Raw genomic sequence first — 17244 nt, forward strand, 5'->3', positions numbered from 1 at the left:
ATTTCATAAGTATGTTCTGAACCCGTGCTGCGCTTGTTTCGTAGATGGTCGCAACCTGTGGATTAAATGGCCTGTTATGCACAGGTGAATTATCCACAGGGCTGAACCCAGGGTTGTGCATAGCCCTCATGGTCGGTTATCCACAGGGCTTATCAACACCGCCATCATGCCAATCTGGTCGATAAATGGCTGATTTGTCATGGTTACTCATGTGTCCACATGTGGATAACTGGACGCTTGACCGGTACAATGGCGGTTTGTTTTTGCCTCATCCGGCTTTCAAACTCAGGGGATATCCGTGTCAGTGGAACTTTGGCAGCAGTGCGTGGAGCTTCTGCGCGATGAACTGCCTGCCCAGCAATTCAACACCTGGATCCGTCCGCTACAGGTCGAAGCCGAAGGCGACGAGTTGCGCGTCTATGCGCCTAACCGTTTCGTTCTCGATTGGGTCAATGAAAAGTACCTGGGCCGCTTGCTCGAGTTGTTAGGCGAGAACGGCAGCGGCATAGCACCTGCCCTTTCCTTATTAATAGGCAGCCGCCGCAGCTCTGCCCCACGCGCCGCGCCCAACGCGCCGGTCAGTGCTGCGGTCGCCGCGTCACAGGCGCAGACCCAGGCCAAAAGCCAGAGCCTTAAGGCTGCGCCTGCTGCGGCTACAATCGAACCTGCGGCGGTAGCGGTTGCCGAATCTGTACCGATGGATGAAATGGCTGAGCCGTCTTCGCGCGACAGCTTCGATGCCATGGCTGAACCGGCCGCTGCGCCAGCCACCAGTGGCAGGGCCGAACAGCGCACCGTACAGGTTGAAGGTGCACTCAAGCACACCAGCTACCTGAACCGAACCTTCACCTTCGACACCTTTGTCGAGGGTAAGTCGAACCAGCTGGCGCGCGCAGCGGCCTGGCAGGTCGCAGACAACCCCAAGCATGGCTACAACCCGCTGTTCCTTTATGGTGGTGTGGGCTTGGGTAAAACCCACCTTATGCATGCTGTGGGTAACCACTTGCTGAAGAAGAACCCGAACGCCAAGGTCGTGTACCTGCATTCGGAGCGCTTCGTCGCAGACATGGTCAAGGCACTGCAGCTCAATGCCATCAACGAATTCAAGCGTTTCTACCGTTCGGTAGATGCGCTGCTGATTGACGATATCCAGTTCTTTGCCCGCAAGGAGCGCTCCCAGGAAGAATTTTTCCACACTTTCAATGCGCTGCTTGAGGGGGGCCAGCAGGTCATTCTGACCTCCGACCGCTACCCCAAAGAGATCGAAGGCCTGGAAGAGCGCTTGAAGTCGCGCTTTGGCTGGGGTCTCACGGTTGCCGTAGAGCCGCCAGAGTTGGAGACGCGTGTAGCCATCCTGATGAAGAAGGCTGACCAGGCCAAGGTCGAACTGCCGCATGATGCAGCGTTCTTCATCGCCCAGCGCATCCGTTCCAACGTTCGCGAACTGGAAGGTGCGCTGAAGCGGGTGATCGCTCACTCGCATTTCATGGGGCGCGATATCACCATCGAGCTGATCCGCGAATCGCTGAAGGACCTTCTGGCCCTGCAGGACAAACTGGTCAGTGTGGATAACATTCAGCGTACCGTCGCCGAATACTACAAGATCAAGATCTCCGATTTGCTGTCCAAGCGACGGTCGCGTTCCGTGGCGCGCCCTCGCCAGGTGGCCATGGCGCTGTCCAAAGAGCTGACCAACCACAGCTTGCCGGAAATCGGCGACATGTTTGGCGGGCGCGATCATACGACCGTGCTGCACGCCTGTCGCAAGATTAACGAATTGAAGGAATCCGACGCGGATATCCGCGAGGACTACAAGAACCTGCTGCGAACGCTGACGACCTGATGGCCGTGTGCGCAGCTAATTGAAGGCAAGGGACTAGACCATGCATTTCACCATTCAACGCGAAGCCCTGTTGAAACCCCTGCAACTGGTCGCCGGTGTCGTCGAGCGCCGTCAGACCTTGCCGGTCCTGTCCAACGTTTTGCTGGTCGTGCAAGGCCAGCAACTGTCGTTGACCGGTACCGACCTGGAAGTCGAACTGGTAGGCCGCGTGCAATTGGAAGAGCCGGCTGAGCCTGGCGAGATCACTGTCCCAGCGCGCAAGCTGATGGACATCTGCAAAAGCCTGCCCAATGACGCCCTGATCGATATCAAGGTCGACGAGCAGAAACTGTTGCTCAAGGCCGGCCGTAGCCGTTTCACCTTGTCCACCCTGCCTGCCAACGACTTCCCTACAGTGGAAGAAGGCCCGGGTTCGCTGACCTGCAACTTGGAACAGAGCAAGCTGCGCCGCTTGATCGAGCGTACCAGCTTCGCCATGGCTCAGCAGGATGTCCGCTACTACCTCAACGGTATGCTGCTCGAGGTTTCCCGCAACACCCTGCGTGCAGTGTCTACCGACGGTCACCGCTTGGCCTTGTGCTCCATGACGGCGCCCATCGAGCAAGACGATCGCCACCAGGTCATCGTGCCCCGCAAAGGTATCTTGGAGTTGGCGCGCTTGCTGACTGACCCTGAAGGCATGGTCAGCATCGTGCTCGGCCAGCACCATATTCGCGCGACCACTGGCGAGTTCACTTTTACCTCCAAGCTGGTAGACGGTAAATTCCCTGACTATGAGCGCGTACTGCCTAAAGGCGGCGACAAAGTGGTGGTCGGCGATCGTCAGGCGCTGCGTGAGGCGTTCAGCCGTACCGCGATTCTTTCCAACGAGAAGTACCGTGGCATTCGCCTGCAGCTGGCTGCTGGCCAATTGAAGATTCAGGCCAATAACCCCGAGCAGGAAGAGGCGGAAGAAGAAATCAGTGTGGACTACGAGGGTAGCTCGCTGGAAATCGGCTTCAACGTCAGCTACCTGCTGGATGTGCTGGGCGTGATGACCACTGAGCAAGTTCGTCTGATCCTGTCTGACTCCAACAGCAGTGCGCTGCTGCAGGAAGCCGGGAATGATGATTCTTCCTACGTTGTCATGCCGATGCGCCTGTAACCTGTAGCAGGCGACATGTCCCTTCGACGTATCATGGTCACCGCGGTGCGCAACCTGCACCCGGTGACGCTCTCACCCTCCCCCCGCATCAATATCCTTTACGGCGCCAATGGCAGTGGCAAGACCAGTGTGCTGGAAGCCGTGCATTTGCTTGGATTAGCGCGCTCATTCCGCAGCACCCGCTTGAACCCGGTCATACAGTACGAAAAGGCTGCCTGTACCGTGTTTGGTGAGGTGCAATTGACGGAGGGCGGCACCAGTAACCTCGGTGTGTCCCGCGAGCGCCAGGGGGACTTTACCATTCGCATCGATGGGCAGAACGCCCGTAGCGCTGCGCAGTTGGCAGAGCTGCTGCCGTTGCAGCTCATCAACCCGGACAGCTTTCGGCTGCTGGAGGGCGCACCAAAAATTCGCCGCCAGTTCCTGGATTGGGGAGTGTTCCACGTGGAACCTCGCTTCCTACCCGCTTGGCAACGGCTGCAGAAGGCGCTGCGGCAGCGGAACTCATGGTTGCGGCATGGTACACTTGACCCAGCTTCGCAAGCCGCCTGGGACCGGGAACTGTGCCTGGCCAGTGCGGAAATAGATGAATACCGTCGCAACTATATCAAGGCCTTGAAGCCCGTCTTCGAGCGAACCCTGAGCGAACTGGTCGAACTGGACGGGTTGACCCTGAGCTATTACCGAGGCTGGGACAAGGACCGGGAACTGCAAGAAGTACTCGCCTCCTCTCTCCTTCGCGATCAGCAAATGGGCCATACCCAAGCCGGTCCGCAGCGTGCTGATCTGCGTCTTCGTCTGGCTGCCAATAATGCAGCCGACATTTTGTCGCGTGGTCAGCAAAAGTTGGTGGTGTGCGCACTGCGCATTGCCCAAGGCCACCTCGTCAGCCAGGCTCGCCGCGGTCACTGTATTTATCTCGTGGATGACTTGCCGTCCGAACTCGACGACCAGCACCGCCGCGCTCTGTGCCGCTTGCTTGAAGAATTACGCTGCCAGGTGTTCATCACCTGTGTAGATCACGAATTACTGAGGGAAGGCTGGCAGACGGAAACGCCAGTTGCTTTGTTCCACGTGGAACAAGGCCGTATCACCCAGACCCACGACCATCGGGAGTGAAGGCATGAGCGAAAATCAAACGTACGACTCCTCCAGCATCAAGGTGCTGAAAGGTTTGGATGCCGTACGCAAGCGTCCCGGCATGTACATTGGCGACACCGATGATGGTAGCGGCCTGCACCACATGGTATTCGAAGTGGTCGACAACTCGATCGACGAAGCCCTCGCCGGTCACTGCGATGACATCACTGTCATTATTCACCCGGACGAATCCATCAGTGTCCGCGACAACGGTCGGGGCATTCCGGTCGACGTGCATAAAGAAGAAGGTGTTTCCGCCGCTGAGGTCATCATGACCGTGCTGCACGCCGGCGGTAAGTTTGACGATAACTCCTACAAAGTCTCCGGCGGTTTGCACGGTGTTGGGGTTTCGGTCGTGAACGCCCTCTCCGAGAAACTGGTATTGACCGTTCGCCGCAGCGGCAAGATCTGGGAACAGACCTACGTGCACGGTGTTCCACAAGCGCCGATGGCGGTTGTGGGTGACAGCGAAATCACGGGCACCCATATCCATTTCAAGCCTTCGGCTGAGACCTTCAAGAACATCCATTTCAGCTGGGACATCCTGGCCAAGCGGATTCGCGAGCTGTCGTTCCTCAACTCCGGCGTCGGCATTCTGCTGAAGGACGAACGCAGTGGTAAGGAAGAGTTCTTCAAATATGAAGGCGGCCTGCGAGCGTTTGTAGAGTACCTGAACACCAATAAGACGCCGGTCAACAACCAGGTGTTCCACTTCAATGTGCAGCGCGAGGATGGCGTCGGCGTTGAAGTTGCCCTGCAATGGAACGACAGCTTCAACGAAAACTTGCTGTGCTTCACCAACAACATTCCGCAGCGTGATGGTGGTACCCACCTGGTAGGCTTCCGTTCCTCGCTGACCCGTAGCCTGAACAACTACATCGAGCAGGAAGGCCTGGCGAAGAAGAACAAGGTAGCTACCACTGGCGACGATGCCCGTGAAGGCTTGACCGCGATCATTTCGGTCAAGGTCCCGGACCCCAAGTTCAGCTCGCAGACCAAAGACAAGTTGGTTTCCTCGGAGGTGAAAACCGCCGTTGAGCAGGAAATGAACAAGTACTTTGCCGACTTCCTGCTGGAGAACCCTAACGAGGCCAAGGCCGTCGTTGGCAAGATGATCGACGCTGCGCGTGCTCGGGAAGCGGCCCGCAAAGCCCGTGAGATGACCCGTCGCAAGGGCGCGTTGGACATTGCCGGCCTGCCGGGCAAATTGGCGGACTGCCAGGAAAAGGACCCTGCCCTTTCTGAACTGTACCTGGTGGAGGGTGACTCCGCAGGTGGCTCCGCCAAACAGGGCCGTAACCGCCGTACCCAGGCGATCCTGCCGCTGAAGGGTAAGATCCTCAACGTCGAGAAGGCGCGCTTCGACAAGATGATCTCGTCCCAGGAAGTGGGCACGCTGATCACGGCGCTGGGTTGTGGCATTGGCCGCGAAGAGTACAACATCGATAAACTGCGTTATCACAACATCATCATCATGACCGATGCTGACGTTGACGGTTCGCACATCCGTACCTTGTTGCTGACTTTCTTCTTCCGCCAGTTGCCGGAGCTTGTCGAGCGCGGCTACATCTACATTGCTCAGCCGCCGCTGTACAAGGTCAAGCGAGGTAAGCAGGAGCAGTACATCAAAGACGACGAGGCCATGGAAGAGTACATGACCCAGTCGGCCCTGGAAGATGCCAGCCTGCACTTGGACGAGTCGGCGCCAGCAGTTGCCGGTGTACAACTGGAAAACCTGGTCAACGAATTCCGCGGCGTGATGAAAACGCTCAAGCGTCTGTCGCGCCTGTACCCAGAAGAAATCACCGAGCATTTCATCTACCTGCCGGAAGTGACCGTCGAGCAACTGGGCGATCATGCTGCGATGCAAGCCTGGCTGGTGAAGTTCCAGGCGCGCCTGAGCAACAGCCAGAAGTCCGGCCTTGCTTATCAGGCCAGCCTGCGCGAAGACAAAGAGCGCAACGTGTGGCTGCCGGAAGTGGAAGTGACCTCCCACGGCCTGGCCAGCTACGTTACGTTCAACCGCGACTTCTTTGGCAGCAATGACTACCGTACGGTGGTGAACCTGGGCGCCAACCTTTCTACCCTGCTGGGCGAAGGCGCTTATGTGCAGCGCGGTGAGCGCCGCAAGGCGGTCAGCGAGTTCAAAGAAGCGCTGGACTGGCTGATGAACGAAAGCACCAAGCGGCATACTATCCAGCGGTACAAAGGGCTGGGTGAGATGAACCCTGAGCAGCTGTGGGAAACCACTATGGACCCAACCGTGCGCCGCATGCTCAAGGTCACCATCGAAGATGCAATCGCTGCCGACCAGATCTTCAACACCCTGATGGGTGATGCGGTCGAACCGCGCCGGGACTTTATCGAGAGCAATGCCCTGTCGGTTTCTAACCTGGACTTCTAATCAGGTGTAGGTTCACAGTAACGCTGCACGTTTTCCAAAAGATGCCCGGCCCGGCCATAAACCTGGTCTGCGCCGGTCACTATCAAGCCCGCACTAGCGGGCTTTTTTTTGTCTCGAATTCCTCTCCTCCTCCAACGGCTCGTAGCGTTTGGCAAGTGCGCGAAGGATTCAGGGTGAGTGCATTCCTGACTGGAATGCCCCTATGAAAAACATGTATTTTATTTATAGATCCTGAACCCCTACCGTAGTTTCTCTTGCGTATGGAGATGACGGTATGAACGCTTCAAAGCTGTGCTTGTACGTAGACGCTCAATTCACCAGCCCTTACGCCATGGCATGTTTTGTGGCGCTGCGTGAGAAGGGCATCGAATTCCAAATGAAGACTCTTGACCTCGACACGCTAGAGCATCAGACACAGGACTATTCCCGTATTTCGCTGACTCAGAGAGTGCCCACTCTGGTGCATGGCGAATTTTCTTTGGCTGAATCATCCGCAATCACTGAGTATCTGGAAGATCTTTTCCCTCAGACGCCGATTTACCCGACCAGCCCGCAGCAACGCGCCAAGGCGCGGCAAGTTCAAGCCTGGCTGCGCAGTGATTTGCTCCCTATCCGAAATGAACGCTCCACGCTTGTTGTGTTCTACGGCGTTAAATACGGGGCTTTGTCTGCCTCGGCTGAGGCCTCGACGCGAAAGTTGGTGGAGGCTGCGCAACTGCTGCTACGCGATAGCCCGGACTACCTTTTTGGCCAGTGGTCTACCGCCGATGTCGATCTCGCTTTGATGTTGAATCGACTGATACTCAATGGCGACCGCCTTCCCGCTCAACTGGAGGATTATGCTCAGCGGCAATGGCAACGCCCAACCGTGCAGGAGTGGTTGCAGTTGGAGCGACCTCCTCTCTAATCACACTGGCTTTCGACCTGGAGCTGCCACCAAGCGTAGGCATGCAGCGTGATATCTATCGCTTGAAGGTCCAGCTTCTTCATGTGTTCGAAGCGTTCGAGGCTGACATCACCGCTGTCATAGTGATCGAAAACGCCCGAACATATGCGGGCGCGTAGTTCAGCCCCGATTGCTAACTGAACAGCGTGTTCCTACACATCAGTAGCCGCTGAGAATGTTGACGATCACTCCGCTGGCGATGGCGACCAGCACGTAGTCGCCGTTCACGTACAACCAGCGGTGATCGCGCGGAGGTGCATACAGGTGCCGCGCCTTCCAGTCGGTCACCCAGTAACGGTCACCACGGTAATGCGGGTCGACCACATGGCCGCGGCGCCACTGCTGGTGGGGCACCGGCATGCCTTTTTGCGGGTGGAAGTTCGGGTCGCGATAAGCAGGCCCCCGGCCATTGTCGTGGCGGCCCTGCGGCTTAGCGTGGGGCGGGTTGCCTGCGTGCCCTGGGCCGCCATCATGACGGTCAGGCGGGCCAGGCTGCGCGAAACTTGCCAGAGGTGCGCTGAGCATCAGCGCCGCGCAAATCATGGTCAGGGTCTTTTTCATCGTTGCGGTCCTCTGTGTATTAACGCCCGGCTGGATCTTTCAATGACCGGGTACGGTTAACCAATCAGACCATGAATCAGGTCGTTTAATGTCAGGACAGAGGTAAAGGTCCGGTAAAGGTGGCCTGGCAAAAACACGAAGCTAGCGTAGCCCAAGCGCTTTCAAGCGACGGTACAGCGTGCGTTCGCTCATGCCCAAATGAAGCGCCAGCTCACTGCGCGAACCTTTGAACTGTTCCAGAGCCTGGGCCAGTTCACCGAGGTCACGGCGCTTTACGCCACGGCTCACCGGCGTTTGCGCGCCGATGTCCTCAGGCAGGTGCTCCGGCCTGATCACCCCATCATCGGCGAATAACCGCGCCCGTTCCAGAACATTGCGCAGCTCGCGGATGTTGCCCGGGAACGGATGCAAGGCAAGGCGCTGCAAGGCATCGTCACTCAAGCTGGGGACCGATGTGCCCGCCATGCGTTGCAGCAGGCTCTGCGCCAGCAAGGGAAGATCCTCTACCCGCTCACGCAGTGCCGGCAGGCGAATCGGGAAGCCGCTGATGCGGTAGTACAGGTCCTCACGGAAGCTGCCATCGGCAACCATTTGCCTGAGGGGTTTGTGCGTGGCCGACACCAGGCGGAAATCCGAATGCACTGTGCGCAGGCTGCCTACCGGGCGGAAGCTGCCAGACTCGATCAGGCGCAACAGCTTCACCTGCATCGCCAGCGGCACTTCACCAATTTCATCAAGGAACAGCGTGCCGCCATGGGCGGCTTCGGCCAGGCCGATCTTGCGCTGGTTGGCGCCGGTGAACGCGCCTTTTTCGTACCCGAACAGTTCGCTCTCGAACAATGACTCGGTCAAGCCGGTGCAGTCCACCACCACCAGTGGGCCGTTTGTCCTGGCGCTACCCATGTGCAGCGCACGGGCGAACAGCTCCTTGCCGGTGCCTGACTCACCTTGCAGCAAGACAGGGATCTGCGCTGGCGCCGCGCGTTGCAGGCTGGCCAGGGCTGCCTTGAAGGCCGGCGCACGGCCGACCAGCCCTTGCTCTTGCGGCTGGGCCGAGGCCAGCGTGATGGTGGTCAAGCGTTCGACAAAGGCTACGACCGTACCCTGTTCGTCCAAGATTGGCCGCAGCTCTACATCCACGTGCTCGGGCCCGCGTGGCGTGTGGTGAATGTGCAACACGCGCTCCGCGACCTTGCTGTCCCAGGCTTTGCGCATGGGGCAATGTTCGCCAGCCTGGTCGCATGGCACGGCATAGTGGTGCGACACCCTGTGGCACTTTTCCCCTAGGGGTGCTTGTTCGTGCTGGCCGAACTGGCGGCGATACGCAGCATTGGCCGCCAGGATGTTGTAGTCGGTGTCCAGCACGATGGTCGGCAGGGCATCGTGCTCAAGGTAGGAAACCAGCGCCAGGATAAACGGATGGGTTTCAGGCATGACAGCACCGTTCGGATGATCGATGCAGGGTAACAAGGACTGCCAAACACTGCCATTGGCTGACAGTCGACTGCCAAAGGTGCTGCCAATTCAGCCAGGTGTTGTCAGTACTGCTCCGGTTTCGTTGGGCCCGGCACGATAAAGAGCCTGGCATGCATCTTGATAAACCTCCTGATACTGCCTACGCCTTGAATAGACGCGGCGGATAACTGGAGAACGTGATGATCATCGGCAACAACCTTCACGTGGACGCCTTTTACGATGAGGCGACCTCGACCATCAGCTACCTGGTCATGGACCGTGAAACCCGGCAGTGCGCGTTGATCGACAGCGTACTGGATTACGACCCCAAGGCCGGGCGCACCTGTACTGCCTCAGCAGATCGGCTGGTCGAGCGCGTGGCTGAATTGCACGCCAGCGTGCGCTGGATACTTGAAACACATGTGCATGCCGACCACCTATCGGCAGCGGCCTACCTGAAGGAGAGGCTTGGCGGCCATACCGCCATTGGTGCGCACATCACCCAGGTGCAGAAGGTTTTTGGCAGCTTGTTCAACGCCGAGCCTGGCTTTGCCCGTGATGGCAGCCAGTTCGATGTGCTGTTCGAAGACGAGGAAGGTTTCCGCATCGGCAACCTGCATGCGCGGGCATTGCACACCCCTGGGCACACGCCTGCATGTATGAGCTTCATGATCGAGGATGCGGGTGAGACCGCGGTGTTCGTCGGCGACACCTTGTTCATGCCTGACTACGGTACTGCCCGTTGCGATTTCCCCGGCGCCGACGCCCGTACGCTGTACCGCTCGATCCGGCGCTTGCTGGCGTTCCCCGACCAGACCCGCCTGTTCATGTGCCACGACTACCTGCCAGGTGGTCGCGAAATGCAGTACGTCACCACCGTTGCCGAGCAGCGCGCCAGCAATATCCACATCCACCAGGGTATCGACGAGGACAGTTTCGTCGCCATGCGTGAGGCCCGCGACAAAACCCTCGACATGCCGGTGCTGATCCTGCCGTCGGTGCAGGTGAACATGCGCAGTGGCCACTTTCCGGAGCCGGAAGCCAACGGCGTCAGGTATTTGAAGATCCCGCTGAACAAGCTGTAAGCGCCCTGCCCTATAACCAGATTTCCAGGATTTATTGCCATGCCTGCCTTGTCGTCCACTACCCATACCGACCACCACACAGTGGTCATCGTCGGTGCCGGTGCCGCCGGTATCGCCACTGCATCCAGCCTTATCAGCCGTGACGCGTCCTTGGATGTGGCCTTGATCGACCCAGCCGAGGTGCACTACTACCAACCTGGCTGGACCATGGTCGGCGCTGGTGTTTTCAACGCGGCTAGCACTGCCCGCACCATGGCTTCGACGATTCCGCGCGGGGTGCGCTGGGTAAAGGCGCGCGTCCAGGGTTTCGACCCGGTGCGCCAGTTGGTCATGCTCGAGGATGGCCGGGCCATCGGCTATGAACAACTGGTGGTTTGCCCTGGCCTGAAGCTCGATTGGGCGGCCATTGATGGGCTCAGCGAGACCTTGGGCCGTAACGGGGTCACCTCCAATTACCGCTACGACCTAGCGCCCTATACCTGGGAGCTGGTGCAGAAGCTCAAGCACGGCCGTGCCCTGTTCAGCCAGCCGCCCATGCCGATCAAATGCGCCGGCGCGCCACAGAAGGCGCTGTACCTGTCGTGCGACCATTGGCTACGCCACGGTCACCTGGGCGCGATCAAAGCCAGCTTCTTCAATGCCGGCGCAGTCTTGTTCGGTGTGGCCGACTACGTGCCTGCCTTGATGCAGTACATCGAAAAATATGCCGTGGACCTGAATTTCAGCCATCGGCTGGTCGCCGTGGACGGCCCTAAAAAACGTGCCACCTTTGTGCGTAGCCTGCCCGATGGCAGCAGCGAAACCCGCGTCGAGGCCTTCGACCTGCTGCATGTGGTTCCGCCGCAAGTCGCGCCGGACTTCATCCGTGAAAGCCCATTGGCCGACAGTGCCGGCTGGGTCGATGTAGACCCGCACACCCTGCGCCATCGCAAGTACAGCACTGTTCACGCCTTGGGCGATGTGGCCAACACCAGCAACGCCAAGACAGCTGCAGCGGCCCGCAAGCAGGCTCCGGTAGTGGCCAATAATGTGCTGGTAGCGCTGGGGCGGTTGCAGACACTGGCCCAGTACGACGGTTACGGCTCATGCCCGCTCACGGTCGAGCGCGGCAAGATCGTGCTGGCCGAGTTCACCTATGGCGGCAAGCTGGCGCCCAGCTTCCCCAACTGGTTGCTGGACGGTCGCAAGCCGACCCGCCTGGCTTGGCTGCTCAAGGCGCAGGCCCTGCCGCCGCTGTACTGGCAAGCCATGCTCAAGGGTCGGGAATGGCTGGCGCGGCCACAACCGTTGGTAGCAGAGGCCGGGCAGTGATCGAAACGCAACTGCTTGGCGCAGCCCTGGGGGCCATCATCGGCGCCGTGCTGGCATTGACGGGCGCCGGTGGAGGCATTCTTGCCGTGCCCCTGTTGGTGTTCGGCCTTGGCCTTTCGATGGTCGAAGCGGCACCGGTCGGCTTGTTGGCGGTAGGCCTGGCGGCAGCCGTGGGCGCGGTCCTGGGTTTGCGTCGCGGCCTGGTGCGCTATCGGGCGGCACTGTTCATCGCCTTGATCGGGGTGGCGGCAGCGCCACTGGGGTTGATGCTGGCGCACCGTTTGCCCAATACGCCGTTGCAACTGGTGTTTGCCGGGGTGCTCACCTACGCCTGCTTGCGTATCTGGCGCAAGGCCGCCAGGGAGCTGCGTGGCGAAGCCAACGATGCGCATCGCTTTATCGAGCCTTGTGTGCTGAACCCGCTGCAGGGCCGCTTGCGCTGGACTCTGCCCTGCGCTCGCGCCCTGGCATTCACCGGGGTGCTGTCCGGCTTGCTGTCTGGCCTGCTCGGTGTGGGGGGCGGGTTCGTGATCATTCCGGCGCTCAACCGCTATACCAACCTGCGCATGGCCACGATCGTCTCCACGTCGCTGGCGGTGATTGCCTTGGTGTCTACCGGCAGTGTGATCAGTGCCAGCCTTGCAGGTGTTCTGCATTGGCAAGTGGGTGGCCCGTTCGCTGTCGGCGCCGTGCTTGGTTTGCTGCTGGCGCGCCCCCTGGCGGCCAGGTTGGCCGGCCCACGCCTGCAGCAGATGTTTGCCGTGGCAGGTTGCGCCGCTGCCCTGCTGCTGGCCAGCAAGGCGTTACTGAGCTAACAGCTCGCCCTGTTGTTCTGCGCACAGCGCCAGCAGGTAATCCCATACGACCCGCAGGCGCACCGACTTGTGCAGCTCGCGGCGGGTACAGATCCAGTAACTGCGCTGGATGGTTTCGCCAGGCAGTACGCGGACCAGGGTCGGGTCGTGCCGGGCCATGTAGTTGGGCAGCACTGCAATGCCCAGCCCAGCACGTGCGGCCACCTGCTGGGCAATCACACTGGTGCTGCGGAAGACCACATTGGGCGCCCGGCAGAAGCTGTTGAGAAACAGCAGCTCCTGGCTGAACAGCAGGTCGTCGACGTAGCCGATCCAGCTGTGGCGGGCCAGATCCTCACGGTTGCGCAGGGGTGGTGCGCGGTCGAGGTAGCCCTGGCTGGCATACAGGGCCAGGCGGTAGTCGGTGAGTTTACGGGTGATCAGCAGGTCGGCGTTGGGCCGCTCCAGGTGGATACTGATTTCGGCTTCGCGGTTGAGGATGCTGACGAACCTCGGCACTGCCACCAGCTCCACTTCCAGCCCGGGGTAGCGCTCGAACAGCGCGTTCATGCGCGGGGTGAAGAACATGATGCCAATGCCTTCGGTGACCCCCAGGCGGATCTTGCCCAGCGGGGTGATGGCCTGGGTGATTTCTTCCTGGGCCAGCAGGGCGACGTTCTCCATGGCTTCGGCGTGCTTGAGCAGGGCCTGGCCCGAAGGGGTCAGCTCATAGCCTTGGGCGTGTTGCACGAACAACGCCGTGCCCAGGCTTTCCTCGATGCGCTCGATGTGCCGGGCCACGGTGCTGTGGGTGGTATTGAGGCGCTTGGCGGCGGTAAGCAGGCGGCCGCTGCGCTGCAACTCGAGGAAAAACCGCAGATCGTTCCAGTCGAACATGCTGATCCTTGTGGCTGTTCGTCTCGCCCTTTCACGGGTGAACCCGCGAAAGGGCCAGTGCAGACTTGCCGCTGTGCTAAAACGCACAACCGCTGCGCGAAATCGCGTGTTTCACCCACGAAATTACGCACTAAGATGGATCGGGACAAGAATAATTATCAGGCCCGAGGTTGCACATGCCATCAGCCGATTCTGTCTTCGATTACGTGGTGGTAGGCGCCGGCCCCGCCGGGTGCCTACTGGCCAACCGCTTGTCCGCCGACCCTGGTTGCCGGGTGCTGCTGCTGGAAGCGGGCGGGCGGGACAACTATCCCTGGATTCACATTCCCGTCGGTTACCTCTACTGCATTGGCAACCCGCGCACCGACTGGTGTTTCAAGACCCAAGCCCAACCCGGCCTGGGTGGGCGCGCGTTGGGCTACCCACGTGGCAAGGTGCTGGGTGGCTGCTCTTCCATCAATGGCATGATCTATATGCGCGGCCAGGCTGCCGACTATGACCACTGGGCCGAACAGGGCAACCCCGGCTGGGCTTGGAAGGACGTGCTGCCGCTGTTCAAGGCCAGTGAAAACCACTTTGCTGGCGCCAGCGAGCACCATGGCGGCGGTGGCGAGTGGCGGGTCGAACGCCAGCGCTACAGCTGGCCGATACTGGATGCCTTCCGCGACGCCGCCGAGCAAAGCGGCATCGCCAAGGTGGATGATTTCAATACGGGCGATAACCAGGGGTGTGGTTATTTCCAGGTCAACCAACGCAGTGGCGTGCGCTGGAATGCCTCCAAGGCGTTTCTGCGGCCGGTTCAGCACCGCGCCAACCTCACCGTGCTTACGGGTGTGCAGGTTGACCAGGTGCTGCTCAACAATACTCGGGCACGGGCGGTGAAGGCATTCTGGCAAGGCGCCTGGCACGAGTTTGCGGCTCGCCGCGAGATTGTGCTGTGTGCTGGCGCGGTCGGTTCCCCGGGCATTCTGCAACGCTCCGGCATCGGCCCACGGCAATTGCTGGAAAGCCTGGGTATTGGCGTGCGCCACGACATGCCAGGGGTGGGTGGCAACCTGCAAGACCACCTGCAACTGCGGCTGATCTACCAGATCCGCAATACCCGCACCTTGAATCAGATGGCCAACAGCCTGTGGGGCAAGATGGGCATGGGCCTGCGCTACCTCTACGACCGCAGCGGCCCGCTGGCCATGGCCCCGAGCCAGTTGGGCGCGTTCGTACGCTCCAGCCCGGACCAGGCCAGCGCCAACCTGCAGTACCACGTGCAGCCGCTGTCGCTGGAGCGCTTCGGCGAGCCGTTGCACCGCTTCCCGGCCTTTACCGCCTCGGTCTGCAACCTGCGCCCGGCCAGCCGTGGGCGTATCGATATTCGCAGCACCGACATGCACAGCACGCCGCTGATCGACCCCAACTACCTGAGCGACCCCCAGGACTTGCAGGTGGCCGCCGATGCCATCCGCCTTACCCGGCGCATCGTGCAGGCCCCTGCCCTGGCCGTATTCGAGCCCGAGGAATATCTGCCTGGCGCGGCCCTGCAAAGCGAACAGGACCTGATCGAGGCAGCCGGCAAGATTGGTACTACCATTTTCCACCCGGTGGGCACCTGCCGCATGGGCAATGGCGCGATGGACGTTGTGGATAACCAGCTGCGCGTGCATGGCATCCCCGGCCTGCGCGTGGCCGATGCCTCGATCATGCCGCAGATCACCTCTGGCAATACCTGTTCCCCCACCCTGATGATCGCCGAAAAGGCGGCACAACTGATTCTCAAAGGAGCTGCTACCCAGACCTACCTGAACGAAGACGCGTTACCGACGCCCTGACCCGGGTGCGTGCAGTAGCGGCAGCTGCGGTCGAAGGCTGCCGACAGTGGAACAACAAGAATAATCACTGTGGCCTGCGGGCCGAGGACAGCAACGATGTCGGATTACATTCAAGAGCAGGCTGCGGCGGCCAGCGGTTCCAACCGTCGTGAAGAACGCAAGATCATTTTCGCGTCATCCCTCGGGACGGTGTTCGAGTGGTATGACTTTTTTCTCTATGGCGCGTTGGCAGCGGTCATCAGCAAGCAGTTCTTTGCGGGTGTTAACGACACCACCGCTTTCATCTTCGCCCTCATGGCCTTCGCTGCCGGCTTCCTTGTGCGGCCGTTCGGTGCATTGGTGTTCGGCCGCCTGGGTGACATGATCGGGCGCAAATACACCTTCCTGGTCACCATCGTGCTGATGGGGCTGTCCACTTTCGCCGTGGGCTTGCTGCCTACGTATGCCAGCATCGGCATCGCCGCACCGATCATTCTGGTGATGCTGCGCATGCTGCAGGGCCTGGCGCTGGGCGGTGAATACGGTGGTGCGGCCACCTATGTGGCCGAACATGCACCCCCTGGCAAGCGCGGTTTCCACACCGGCTTCATCCAGTCCACCGCTACCCTGGGCCTGTTGTTGTCGTTGCTGGTGGTACTGGGCAGCCGCTATGTCAGTGGCGATCAGTTCGAAACCTGGGGCTGGCGCCTGCCGTTCCTGCTGTCGATCGTGCTGCTGGGTATTTCCACCTGGATCCGCATGAGCATGCATGAGTCGCCAGCCTTCGTGAAAATGAAGGCCCAGGGCAAGGTCAGCAAGTCGCCGATCCGGGAGTCGTTCACCTCGTGGCCGAACCTCAAAGTTGTACTGACCGCACTGTTCAGCATCAATGCCGGGCAAGCGGTGACGTTCTACACCGCGCAGTTCTACGTGCTGTTCTTCATGACCCAGATGCTGAAGGTAGACCCGGCCCAGGCCAATACCCTGCTGATCATCAGCGTGGTGATCGGTGCGCCGTTCTTCGTGTTTTTTGGCTGGCTGTCGGACCGTATCGGGCGCAAACCGATCCTGATGCTGGGCTTGCTGCTGGCCACGGTGCTGTACTTCCCGCTGTTCAAGGCTTTGAGCCACTATGCCAACCCACAAATTGACGCCGCCAGCCGCCAGGCGCCGATCGTGGTCACTGCTGATCCGCAAGGCTGCACGTTCCAGTTCGACCCGGTCGGCAAGGCCCGTTTCGACAGCCCGTGCGACAAGGTCAAGACCTTCCTGGTCAAACAGGGCCTGCCTTACAGCTCGGTCAGCGTAGCCGGCAGCGAGGTAGTGGTGAATGTGGGCGACAAGACCATCAACGGCTTCGACGAAGCCGCGATGCGTGCGGCGGTGGAGCAGGCAGGCTATCCGGCCAAGGCTGACCCCGCACAGGTCAACCAGGTGATGGTCGTGGTGCTGATCGTGGCGATGATCCTGATCGCGACCATGACCTACGGCCCATTGGCCGCAGTGATGGTCGAGCTGTTCCCGACCCGCATTCGCTACACCTCGATGTCGCTGCCCTACCACATTGGCAACGGCTGGTTCGGTGGCTTCCTGCCCACCGTGTCGTTTGCACTGGTGGTGTACACCGGGGACATCTTCTACGGGCTTTGGTACCCGATCCTGGTGACCGGCATCAGCCTTGTGGTGGGGATTTTCTGCCTGAAAGAAACCAAGGATGTGGATATCGACAAGATCTGAAAGCTGGCGCGGATCCTTGTAGGAGCGGCCTTGTGTCGCGATTGGCCGCGCAGCGGCCCCAGGATTTCTGCCTTGATGCACACATTGCCGGGGCCGCTTTACGGCCCATCGCGACACAAGGCCGC

At 60.1% G+C, this 17244-nt stretch carries 13 protein-coding genes; 10 read left to right on the forward strand and 3 right to left on the reverse strand.

The genetic code is table 11. The features are described 5' to 3' along the window. The first annotated feature begins 298 nt into the window (after positions 1-298). The 5 genes from dnaA (at position 299) to yfcF (ending at position 7438) form a co-directional block, all read left to right on the forward strand. Positions 299-1843 carry a chromosomal replication initiator protein DnaA gene (gene dnaA, locus GEV39_RS00005; RefSeq protein ID WP_173887064.1) on the forward strand — a complete coding sequence of 515 codons (1545 nt, stop codon included), beginning with the start codon at positions 299-301 and terminating at the stop codon, positions 1841-1843. Positions 1844-1883: 40 nt separating this feature from the next. Beyond that, positions 1884-2987 (forward strand): DNA polymerase III subunit beta, encoded by a 1104-nt coding sequence (dnaN, locus tag GEV39_RS00010; protein ID WP_173887065.1) that lies wholly within the window; start codon positions 1884-1886, stop codon positions 2985-2987. Between the two features lie 15 nt (positions 2988-3002). After that, positions 3003-4106 carry a DNA replication/repair protein RecF gene (gene recF, locus GEV39_RS00015; RefSeq protein ID WP_173887066.1) on the forward strand — a complete coding sequence of 368 codons (1104 nt, stop codon included), beginning with the start codon at positions 3003-3005 and terminating at the stop codon, positions 4104-4106. 4 nt (positions 4107-4110) lie between these two features. Further along, the gene (gyrB, locus tag GEV39_RS00020; RefSeq protein WP_173887067.1) at positions 4111-6531 is read left to right on the forward strand and encodes a DNA topoisomerase (ATP-hydrolyzing) subunit B; all 2421 of its coding nucleotides are present in this window, start codon (positions 4111-4113) and stop codon (positions 6529-6531) included. 274 nt (positions 6532-6805) lie between these two features. Then, positions 6806-7438: a glutathione transferase gene (yfcF, locus tag GEV39_RS00025; protein WP_173887068.1), complete on the forward strand. Its 633-nt coding sequence runs from the start codon at positions 6806-6808 to the stop codon at positions 7436-7438. Positions 7439-7636: 198 nt separating this feature from the next. Here the strand turns inward: yfcF and GEV39_RS00030 are convergent, their stop codons facing one another. Continuing rightward, on the reverse strand, positions 7637-8038 hold the full coding sequence (locus tag GEV39_RS00030; protein ID WP_173887069.1) for an RcnB family protein: 402 nt from the start codon (positions 8036-8038) through the stop codon (positions 7637-7639). 141 nt (positions 8039-8179) lie between these two features. After that, on the reverse strand, positions 8180-9472 hold the full coding sequence (locus GEV39_RS00035) for a sigma-54 interaction domain-containing protein (RefSeq protein ID WP_173887070.1): 1293 nt from the start codon (positions 9470-9472) through the stop codon (positions 8180-8182). Between the two features lie 221 nt (positions 9473-9693). On the opposite strand from GEV39_RS00035, the gene GEV39_RS00040 reads away from it, so the two are divergent. The 3 genes from GEV39_RS00040 to GEV39_RS00050 are packed head-to-tail and all read left to right on the forward strand — an operon-like array spanning position 9694 to position 12704. Beyond that, a complete protein-coding gene (locus tag GEV39_RS00040; protein WP_173887071.1) occupies positions 9694-10578 on the forward strand; it encodes an MBL fold metallo-hydrolase in 885 nt (294 codons plus the stop codon). Between the two features lie 39 nt (positions 10579-10617). Further along, positions 10618-11889: an NAD(P)/FAD-dependent oxidoreductase gene (locus tag GEV39_RS00045; RefSeq protein ID WP_173887072.1), complete on the forward strand. Its 1272-nt coding sequence runs from the start codon at positions 10618-10620 to the stop codon at positions 11887-11889. Next, positions 11886-12704 (forward strand): sulfite exporter TauE/SafE family protein, encoded by an 819-nt coding sequence (locus GEV39_RS00050; RefSeq protein WP_173887073.1) that lies wholly within the window; start codon positions 11886-11888, stop codon positions 12702-12704. Before GEV39_RS00045 ends, GEV39_RS00050 begins: the two co-directional genes overlap by 4 nt. On the opposite strand, the gene GEV39_RS00055 is transcribed toward GEV39_RS00050, so the two are convergent. Beyond that, on the reverse strand, positions 12693-13580 hold the full coding sequence (locus tag GEV39_RS00055) for a LysR family transcriptional regulator (RefSeq protein ID WP_029886432.1): 888 nt from the start codon (positions 13578-13580) through the stop codon (positions 12693-12695). The two genes, GEV39_RS00050 and GEV39_RS00055, sit on opposite strands and share 12 nt — an antisense overlap. Before the next feature lie 176 nt (positions 13581-13756). Between GEV39_RS00055 and GEV39_RS00060 the strand changes: the two genes are divergently transcribed. Beyond that, positions 13757-15403, forward strand: coding sequence for a GMC family oxidoreductase (locus GEV39_RS00060; protein WP_173887074.1), 1647 nt, complete (start codon positions 13757-13759; stop codon positions 15401-15403). 96 nt (positions 15404-15499) lie between these two features. After that, positions 15500-17119, forward strand: coding sequence for an MFS transporter (locus GEV39_RS00065; protein ID WP_173887075.1), 1620 nt, complete (start codon positions 15500-15502; stop codon positions 17117-17119). The last annotated feature ends 125 nt before the right edge of the window (positions 17120-17244 follow it).

It is taken from the genome of Pseudomonas sp. NY5710, assembly GCF_013305665.1.
Lineage (GTDB): Bacteria > Pseudomonadota > Gammaproteobacteria > Pseudomonadales > Pseudomonadaceae > Aquipseudomonas > Aquipseudomonas juntendi.